9 protein-coding genes are annotated in these 8,518 nt (G+C 70.9%); 6 read left to right on the top strand and 3 right to left on the bottom strand.

Translation table 11 applies throughout. From position 1 onward, the window contains the following. Nucleotides 1-47: 47 nt before the first annotated feature. Together AB0M28_RS15565 and phoU are read right to left on the bottom strand one after the other, a co-directional pair. The gene (locus tag AB0M28_RS15565; protein ID WP_365403816.1) at nt 48-203 is read right to left on the bottom strand and encodes a hypothetical protein; all 156 of its coding nucleotides are present in this window, start codon (nt 201-203) and stop codon (nt 48-50) included. A 183-nt stretch (nt 204-386) separates the two neighbouring features. After that, nucleotides 387-1,052: a phosphate signaling complex protein PhoU gene (gene phoU, locus AB0M28_RS15560; RefSeq protein ID WP_365403813.1), complete on the bottom strand. Its 666-nt coding sequence runs from the start codon at nt 1,050-1,052 to the stop codon at nt 387-389. 199 nt (nt 1,053-1,251) lie between these two features. Between phoU and AB0M28_RS15555 the strand changes: the two genes are divergently transcribed. Then, complete coding sequence (locus AB0M28_RS15555; RefSeq protein ID WP_365403810.1) at nt 1,252-2,520, top strand: ATP-binding protein; 1,269 nt, start codon at nt 1,252-1,254, stop codon at nt 2,518-2,520. A gap of 364 nt (nt 2,521-2,884) precedes the next feature. Beyond that, nucleotides 2,885-3,565, top strand: coding sequence for a response regulator transcription factor (locus AB0M28_RS15550; protein WP_365403807.1), 681 nt, complete (start codon nt 2,885-2,887; stop codon nt 3,563-3,565). Nucleotides 3,566-3,659: 94 nt separating this feature from the next. On the opposite strand, the gene AB0M28_RS15545 is transcribed toward AB0M28_RS15550, so the two are convergent. Beyond that, nucleotides 3,660-4,316, bottom strand: coding sequence for a DUF461 domain-containing protein (locus tag AB0M28_RS15545; RefSeq protein WP_365403803.1), 657 nt, complete (start codon nt 4,314-4,316; stop codon nt 3,660-3,662). 516 nt (nt 4,317-4,832) lie between these two features. Between AB0M28_RS15545 and AB0M28_RS15540 the strand changes: the two genes are divergently transcribed. From AB0M28_RS15540 to cysS, 4 genes are all read left to right on the top strand, one after another. Further along, nucleotides 4,833-5,315: a CarD family transcriptional regulator gene (locus AB0M28_RS15540; protein ID WP_018836077.1), complete on the top strand. Its 483-nt coding sequence runs from the start codon at nt 4,833-4,835 to the stop codon at nt 5,313-5,315. A 386-nt stretch (nt 5,316-5,701) separates the two neighbouring features. After that, nucleotides 5,702-6,463 (top strand): 2-C-methyl-D-erythritol 4-phosphate cytidylyltransferase, encoded by a 762-nt coding sequence (gene ispD, locus AB0M28_RS15535; RefSeq protein WP_365403799.1) that lies wholly within the window; start codon nt 5,702-5,704, stop codon nt 6,461-6,463. A 76-nt stretch (nt 6,464-6,539) separates the two neighbouring features. Next, the gene (ispF, locus tag AB0M28_RS15530; RefSeq protein ID WP_365403828.1) at nt 6,540-7,001 is read left to right on the top strand and encodes a 2-C-methyl-D-erythritol 2,4-cyclodiphosphate synthase; all 462 of its coding nucleotides are present in this window, start codon (nt 6,540-6,542) and stop codon (nt 6,999-7,001) included. A 95-nt stretch (nt 7,002-7,096) separates the two neighbouring features. Next, nucleotides 7,097-8,494 (top strand): cysteine--tRNA ligase, encoded by a 1,398-nt coding sequence (gene cysS / locus AB0M28_RS15525; RefSeq protein WP_365403796.1) that lies wholly within the window; start codon nt 7,097-7,099, stop codon nt 8,492-8,494. The last annotated feature ends 24 nt before the right edge of the window (nt 8,495-8,518 follow it).

The following is an 8,518-nucleotide window of genomic DNA, read 5'->3' as shown; positions in this document are numbered from 1 at the left end:
CCGGGAGCTCCCGGGCCGGGGCTGCGTCATGTCGTCGGTGTCAGTGGTCAGTGGCAGCAGCCGCCGCCGCACTGGCAGGAGCCGCCCGACTGGCAGCCGCAGCCGCATCCCGAGCCGCAGCCGCACGCGCCCAGCAGCGGGAGTCGGCGGGGTTCGGCGGCCGGGGGCTGTTCGCGGGAGGTGGGAGTGGGGGTGTCCGCCATGGATGGCCTCCTTGGAGGTGGGCGAAGAGTTCCACTCCCATTCATGCCCCGCCGCGTGGGCGCATCAACGGCGCGCGGATGCACGTCGGCAGCCGCGCGCCGGGCGGGCCGTCCGTGCGCCCTTGTCGTCGGGTCGTGCGCCGTGGCGGTCCAGTCGTACGCCCCGACGGCCGGCCGTACGGCCTACCCCTCCGCCGCCGCGACCTCTTCCGCGTGTTCGCCCGTCACCAGGTACACCACCCGGCCCGCGCACGACACCGCGTGGTCCGCGAAGCGCTCGTAGTAGCGGCCGCACAGGGTGACGTCGACTGCCGTCTCGATGCCGTCCTTCCAGCGGTCGTCCATCAGGTGCTGGAAGAGCTTGCGGTGGAGCGCGTCCATCGCGTCGTCGTCCGTCTCCATCTCCAGCGCCATGTCGACGTTCTTCGTCGTGATGACGTCCGCCGCCTTGGCCATCAGGCGCTGCGCCAGCTGGCCCATCTCCATGATCGTCGAGTGCAGGTGCCCCGGCACCGCGGAGACGGGGTAGCGCAGCCGCGCCAGCTTGGCGACGTGCTTGGCGAGGTCTCCGGAACGCTCCAGGTCGGCGCTCATCCGCAGGCTCGTGACGACTATCCGCAGATCCGTGGCCACGGGCTGCTGCCGGGCCAGCAGCTGGATCGCCCGGGCCTCGAGCTCCTGCTGCAGGTCGTTGACCTTCTCGTCGCCCTCGATCACGGTCTCCGCGAGCTTCAGGTCGGCGTCCAGCAGTGCCGTCGTGGCCCGGCCCATGGCGGACCCTACGAGGCGGGCCATCTCGACCAGCCCCTCGCCGATCGAGTCGAGCTCCTCGTGATAAGTGTCCCGCATCACAGTCCTTCCACCGGCTGATCAACCCAGCCGATTTGCACAGCTATCTTCGCGGTTTTCCGCAGCATCCACCATGCCGGGCGACCCGCGCCAGCTTTGTGAACCGGGGCCGACCTGAGGGTGAACTCTTGGCGACTGGAGTTCGAGGTCCCACTCTGATGGGTGTGGAACCCCTCTCCGACGTGCCTAACCTGGAGCCATGGACCTGAACGCGGCGGTCGCCGCATTGGCTGCGATCGCCGGGCTGTGCACCGGCGTGATCGCCATGCTGGCGTTCCGCTGGAGCGAACGCGAGCAGGCCCGCCCCACCCGCAGCTCCCTGCACACCGAGCCCGTCCTGCCTCCCGGCGTCGACACGGTGCTGTCGGTGCTCCGCTCCTCCGCCGTCGTACTCGACGAGGAGGACGCGGTCGTCAAGGCCAGCTCCGCCGCGTACGCGCTGGGGCTGGTCCGCGGCGGCCGGCTCGCCGTCGAGCCGATGCTCGCCATGGCCCGCCAGACCCGGCGCGACGGTGAGATACGGCAGGTCGAACTGGATCTGCCGCGGCGCAGCGGCCGCGGCGAGGCGCTCGCCGTCTCCGCCCGGGTGGCGCCGCTCGGCTCGCGCCTGGTGCTGCTGCTCGTGGAGGACCTCACCGAGGCCCGCCGGATCGAGGCGGTACGCCGCGACTTCGTGGCCAACGTCAGCCACGAGCTGAAGACCCCCGTCGGCGCCCTCTCCCTGCTCTCCGAAGCCGTGATGGACGCGTCCGACGACCCCGAGGCGGTCGACCGCTTCGCCGGCCGGATGCAGATCGAGGCCACCCGGCTGACGAACCTCGTCCAGGAGCTCATCGACCTCTCCCGGGTGCAGAACGACGATCCGCTGGACGACGCCGAGCCCGTCCGCGTGGAGGAACTCGTCGCCGAGGCCATCGACCGCTGCCGGCACGCGGCCTCCACGAAGCAGATCACCATGGCCGCCGGCGGCATCGACGGCCTCACGGTCTGGGGCCACCGCGGCCAGCTCGCCGCGGCGCTCGGGAACCTGGTGGAGAACGCCGTGAACTACAGCCCGGCCCGCACCCGGGTCGGCATCGCGGCCCGGCGCATCACCGCCCCCGGCGGCCACCTCATCGAGATCGCCGTGACCGACCAGGGCATCGGCATCTCCGAGAGGGACCGCGACCGCATCTTCGAACGCTTCTACCGCGTCGACCCGGCCCGCTCACGCGCCACCGGTGGCACGGGCCTCGGCCTCGCCATCGTCAAGCACGTCGCCGCCTCCCACGGCGGCGAGGTGGGTGTGTGGAGCTCCGAAGGCCAGGGCTCCACGTTCACCCTGCGGCTCCCCGAGGCGGCCATGCCGCGCCGCGAGGGCCAGGGCGGGGTGAGCGGCGCCCTGATCGAACCGTCCGGCGTCGACGAGGACGCCGACGACCCCGTGCCAGACCACGCACCCCATCCCGCCCCGGAGGCCATTCCGTGACCGTTGCCGAGACCGTAACCCGGTCTCAACATTCCGAGCCTTTCGGCCCAGAAGGTCCGTTCCCGGCCCTAACGGGCAGGAGCTACGGTCCGCGCTTCACCACCGACAGCCCGGACTCCGGGTCTTACACCAGCTCCACGCAGGGTTTCACGTCTCCGAGCCACTCCCGGCGACGGCAGGCATCGAGCCCGCGATCTCAGTGTGTTTCGCCTGCCACCGCAGGGGTTGAGCAGCCGGACGGCTTGGTTTTCGTCACCCGGCGATGCCCAACCTACCAACAGGCAGTGACATCGGCTGACGGTTGTGGAGAAAATCCGCAGCAGCCGGCAACCCCCTTCACCCCTGCCCGACCGGAGGTCCACCGGTGACCCGTGTCCTGGTCGTCGAGGACGAGGAATCGTTCAGCGACGCGCTGTCGTACATGCTCCGCAAGGAGGGCTTCGAGGTCGCCATCGCGCCCACGGGCCCCGAAGCGCTGGACGACTTCGAGCGCAACGGCGCCGATCTGGTGCTGCTCGACCTGATGCTGCCGGGGCTGCCCGGCACCGAGGTGTGCCGGCAGCTGCGCAGCCGGTCCAACGTCCCGGTGATCATGGTCACCGCCAAGGACAGTGAGATCGACAAGGTCGTCGGCCTGGAGATAGGAGCCGACGACTACGTCACCAAGCCCTTCTCCTCCCGCGAACTCGTCGCCCGGATCCGCGCCGTGCTGCGCCGCCGCGGCGAGCCCGAGGAGGCCGCCCCGGCCGCGCTCGAGGTCGGCCCGGTGCGGATGGACGTGGACCGGCACGTGGTCACCGTCGCCGGTGACAAGGTCGACCTGCCGCTGAAGGAGTTCGACCTGCTGGAGATGCTGCTGCGCAACGCCGGCCGGGTGCTGACCCGGATGCAGCTCATCGACCGGGTCTGGGGCGCGGACTACGTCGGCGACACCAAGACCCTCGACGTCCACGTCAAGCGTCTGCGCGCCAAGATCGAACCCGACCCGGGCGCGCCGCGCTATCTGGTGACGGTGCGCGGACTCGGCTACAAGTTCGAGCCGTAGACCGGCGACAGCACGTCACGTACACGAGGAACCGGCGGCGCCCGGAAAGGGGCGCCGCCGGTTCCTCATGTCGTACGACGTGAACGCGCCCGTACTACTCCGACGCCTGCGGCGAAGCCGTCGCGTCGCCCGGCGCCGCGTCCTCGGTGCCGGCGTCCGTGGCCTGCTCCGCGCTCGCGGACTCGGAGGGGGACGGGGAAGCGGACGGCGACGCGGACGCGCCCGGCGCGGAGGCGGCGGCCGACGGACCGAACTCGGCGTAGGTGCCCACGGCCGGCACGACCATCGCCGCCAGCTCGACCTTGCCGGTCCTGTCGAACTGGAAGAGGAGGTTGTGGGTGTTGCCGTCGGTCAGATCGGAGACGCCTCCGCTGATGAGGGCGGAGGGGTTGCCCTCGCCGCCGAGCATCAGGGAGCCGCCGGCCGGGACGGTGAGCTCGCCACCGCCGCCGCCGGCGGGGCGCAGCTTCACCTTCGCCGAGGTGCCGGGGATGGTCAGCTCCTCGAGGGTCTGCGGCTCGGTGTCACTGTTGAAGACGCGGGCGGAGACCGAGGCGGTCTCCTCACCGCCCTTGTCGGCGGTGATGATCAAGGCGTTCTGCACCTTGATCGCACCGTCGGTCACCTCGGCGTTGTCCGGACGGATCTTGCCGGTCTCGGCGTTGTTGCCGGCCGCACACGCGGTGAGGGCCAGCGGGAGGAGAAGAAGAGAGGCGGCGGCGACCGCGCCGCGTCGAAGGCTGCGGCTCACGGCGGCGCAACTCCTTGGACGTGCTTGTGCTGATGGGGCTTTGCGTGATCACACTACCGACCCCGTGCGCACGCCTCACCCGCGACCCACCCCCACGGGGGAACGGACCGGCCTGCTATTGCCCGCGATTTACGAATCCGAGATCACGAACAGCGGGTCTGCCACCCTGCTCGGAGGCCATGCCTATTGCCGGAATGATCGCAGGGAATGATCAATTCGAGATTTTGCCTTCCGTTGCCCGCGCAGGGCCGAACGGGGCACGTGAAGTGCGCCATACGGACTCCGGCAAAAGGGACGTATGGTTCACTTGGCGGGACAGCCCCTTCCGGTAACGGCCCTGTTTCACCCCCGCCGCAGACGGGTCCCGACCTGCGGAAACCCGCTTGACGAGGGCCCGCGCAGCACGATACGGCCGCTGTTGTCAAGCCCCGAGATATGCCCTGACCTGCGAAAACGCCATTCAGAAGCGGCCGTTCCCGTGTTACCCTGGATAGCCACGGAAGGGGTACCTGTCACATGACGTTCAAGGTTGGCGACACCGTGGTCTATCCCCATCACGGGGCCGCGCTGATCGAGGCCATCGAAACTCGCCAGATCAAGGGTGTGGACAAGACCTACTTGGTGCTGAAAGTCGCCCAGGGCGACTTGACGGTGCGTGTACCGGCGGACAATGCGGAGTTCGTCGGCGTACGCGATGTAGTGGGCCAGGAAGGGCTGGAGCGGGTCTTCGAGGTGCTGCGCGCACCGTATGCGGAAGAGCCGACGAACTGGTCGCGTCGTTACAAGGCGAACCTGGAGAAGCTGGCTTCCGGCGACGTCATCAAGGTCGCCGAAGTGGTCCGGGACCTGTGGCGCCGGGAGCGGGAGCGCGGTCTTTCCGCCGGCGAGAAGCGAATGCTCGCCAAGGCTCGGCAAATCCTGGTGAGCGAACTGGCGCTCTGCGAGAGCACCAACGAGGACAAGGCCGAGGCCCTCCTCGACGAAGTTCTCGCCTCCTGAAGCACGACTGCACGACTGCACGACCAAGAGACGACGCGACGCGTTGCCGCCACGTATGCCGCCGTGCGGGCGCGCGGACGTGATCGCTGATAAGTGAACACCGCTCATTACTTGTGTGATCACGAGTGAGCGTACGTACAGATGCCGTGGTGCCCGATGATTCATCGGGCGCTGCGGCATGTGTATATGCACCGCGGCACGGTTGCGGTGCTTAATACAAGCGTGCCGTGCCGCCGTGCCGGGCCGAGGCGCTGCCGCGTGGAGCGTCACGGAAGGGGCGGCAGCTGTGACCCCGGCACTCCCCGCGCTCCGGGTGGTACCCGGGCGTGGGGTTCCTCCTGGCCATACCCAACACGTCTCGAGGTCGAAACCTGAACACCGTGGCAATGTCTGAATCGCCGGCCGCCGCCCGCACCGGGCGCACCGCCGCGGTCATCCCCGCGGCGGGACGCGGCGTGCGCCTCGGCCCCGGCACCCCCAAGGCCCTGCGCTCCCTCGGCGGCATCCCCATGCTCGTGCACGCCGTACGGGCCATGGCCCGGGCCCGCGCCGTCTCCCTCGTCGTGGTCGTCGCCCCGCCCGGGGAGGCGGCCGTCGCCGAGGTGCGGGCGCTGTGCGCGGACGCCTCGCCCAGCGCCGAGATCCTCGTCGTCCCCGGTGGCGCGACCCGCCAGGAGTCGGTGGCCCTCGGCCTCGCGGCGCTGCCCGACGACGTCGACGTGGTCCTGGTCCACGACGCGGCGCGGCCGCTCGTCCCCGTCGACACGGTCGAGGCCGTCGCCTCGGCCGTACGGGACGGGGCGCCGGCCGTCGTGCCGGCGCTGCCCCTCGCGGACACCGTCAAGCAGATCGCCGCGCCCGGCGCCCCGGACGAGCCGGAGCTCGTGGTGGCGACCCCGGACCGCGCGCTCCTGCGCGCCGTCCAGACGCCCCAGGGCTTCTCGCGGTCCGTGCTGGCCGCCGCGCACGAGAAGTTCGCCGTGGCCGCCGGTGACGGGGCGACCGACGACGCCGGCATGGTCGAGCGGCTCGGCCACCCCGTGGTCCTCGTCCCCGGCCACGAGGAGGCGTTCAAGGTCACCCGGCCGCTGGACCTCGTCCTCGCGGAGGCGGTCCTGGCCCGTAGGAGGGAGACCGGTGGCTTCTGACAACAAGAGCGGCCAGAGCGGCCAGGGCGGCCACGGCGCCGAAGGCGTCCCGCCGGTCCTCCTTCCGCAGGTCGGCATCGGCACCGACATCCACGCCTACGAGGAGGGCCGCGAACTCTGGGTCGCCGGCCTGCGCTGGGACGACTCCGGGCCCGGCCTCGCCGGCCACAGCGACGCGGACGTCGTCTGCCACGCCGCCTGCAACGCCCTCTTCTCCGCCGCGGGCCTCGGCGACCTCGGCGCCCACTTCGGCACGGGCCGCCCCGAATGGGCCGGCGCCTCGGGTCTCACCCTGCTCCGGGAGGCCGCCCGTATCGTCCGCGCCGCGGGCTTCACGATCGGCAACGTGGCGGTCCAGGTGATCGGTCCCCGGCCGAAGGTCGGCAAGCGCCGCGAGGAGGCCCAGAAGCTGCTGTCGGAGGCGGTCGGCGCCCCCGTGTCGGTCTCCGGCGCGACGACGGACGGCCTCGGCTTCCCGGGCCGGGAGGAGGGGCTGATGGGCGTGGCCACGGCGCTGGTGGTGCGCGGCCCGGCCTGAGCCGGGCCCGGCCGATGATGACAATTCCGTGTCCGGTGCCCCCGGGGGCGCCGGACCGGGCGGAGGCAGCCCCCGCGGGCCACTACCCTTGACTCGTGACTATTCGGCTGTACGACACCGGCGCCCGGCGGATCCGTGACTTCACCCCGATCACACCGGGCTGCGTCTCGATCTACCTGTGCGGCCTCACCGTGCAGGCCGCACCGCACATCGGCCATGTCCGGGGCGCGGTGAACTTCGACATCCTGCGCCGCTGGCTGGCGTACCGCGGGCACGACGTCACGCTGGTCCGCAACGTGACCGACATCGACGACAAGATCATCACCAAGCAGGGCGAGCAGGGCCGCCCCTGGTGGGCGATCGGCTACGAGAACGAGCGCGGCGTCAACCACAGCTACGACGCTCTCGGGGTGCTCCCGCCGACCTACGAGCCCCGCGCCACGGGCCACATCCCCGAGATGATCGAGATGATGCGCGGGCTGATCGATAACGGTCACGCCTACGCGTCGGAGGGCAACGTCTACTTCGACGTGCGCTCCTTCCCGGAGTACCTGGCGCTGTCCAACCAGGAGCTGGACAACCTCCTGCAGCCCGAGAGCGAGGGCGAGACCGGCAAGCGCGACCCCCGCGACTTCGCGATGTGGAAGGCCGCCAAACCGGGCGAGCCCTCCTGGGAGACCCCGTGGGGCCGTGGCCGCCCCGGCTGGCACCTGGAGTGCTCCGCCATGGCGCACAAGTACCTGGGCCGGGCGTTCGACATCCACGGCGGCGGGATCGACCTGATCTTCCCGCACCACGAGAACGAGATCGCCCAGGCCAAGGCGTACGGCGACGACTTCGCGAAGTACTGGATGCACAACGCCTGGGTCACCCTGAGCGGCGAGAAGATGTCGAAGTCCCTCGGCAACTCCGTCCTCATCGCCGACATGCTCCAGCGCTGGCGCCCCATCGTGCTGCGCTACTACCTGGGCACCCCGCACTACCGGTCGATGATCGAGTACAGCGAGGAGGCCCTGCGCGAGGCCGAGGCCGCGTTCGCGCGGATCGAGGGCTTCGTCCAGCGCGTGGTGGAGCTGGCCGGCGGACCGGTCGAGCCCGCCGCCGAGGTGCCGCCCGCGTTCGCCGAGGCGATGGACGACGACCTGGGCGTGCCGCAGGCCCTGGCCGTCGTGCACACCACCGTGCGCCAGGGCAACTCCGCCCTGGCCGCGGACGACAAGGAAGCCGCCGTGGCCCGGCTGGCCGAGGTCCGCGCCATGCTGGGAGTACTGGGCCTGGACCCGCTGGACGCACAGTGGTCCGGCGGGGCCAACGACCGCAGCGAGGAGCTGCACGGCGCCGTCGACTCCCTGGTGCGGCTGGTGCTGGACCAGCGGGAGGCGGCCCGCTCCCGCAAGGACTACGCGACCGCGGACGCCATCCGCGACCAGCTGCAGGCTTCGGGCCTCGTGATCGAGGACACGGCCGAGGGCCCGCGCTGGACACTGGGCTGAGCACAGCCTCTGACGTGCCGCCCG

It is taken from the genome of Streptomyces sp. NPDC051940 (assembly GCF_040680895.1).
Classification (GTDB): domain Bacteria; phylum Actinomycetota; class Actinomycetes; order Streptomycetales; family Streptomycetaceae; genus Streptomyces.
Note: the sequence above shows the minus strand (reverse complement) of the source record. Positions and strands in the feature narration are given on the sequence as shown.

What these genes read in the sequence shown, in the direction of transcription:
- AB0M28_RS15565 (WP_365403816.1), bottom strand. Translation starts at nt 203, where the DNA reads ATGGCGGACACCCCCACTCCCACCTCCCGCGAACAGCCCCCGGCCGCC.
- phoU (WP_365403813.1), bottom strand. Translation starts at nt 1,052, where the DNA reads ATGCGGGACACTTATCACGAGGAGCTCGACTCGATCGGCGAGGGGCTG.
- AB0M28_RS15555 (WP_365403810.1), top strand. Translation starts at nt 1,252, where the DNA reads ATGGACCTGAACGCGGCGGTCGCCGCATTGGCTGCGATCGCCGGGCTG.
- AB0M28_RS15540 (WP_018836077.1), top strand. Translation starts at nt 4,833, where the DNA reads ATGACGTTCAAGGTTGGCGACACCGTGGTCTATCCCCATCACGGGGCC.
- ispD (WP_365403799.1), top strand. Translation starts at nt 5,702, where the DNA reads ATGTCTGAATCGCCGGCCGCCGCCCGCACCGGGCGCACCGCCGCGGTC.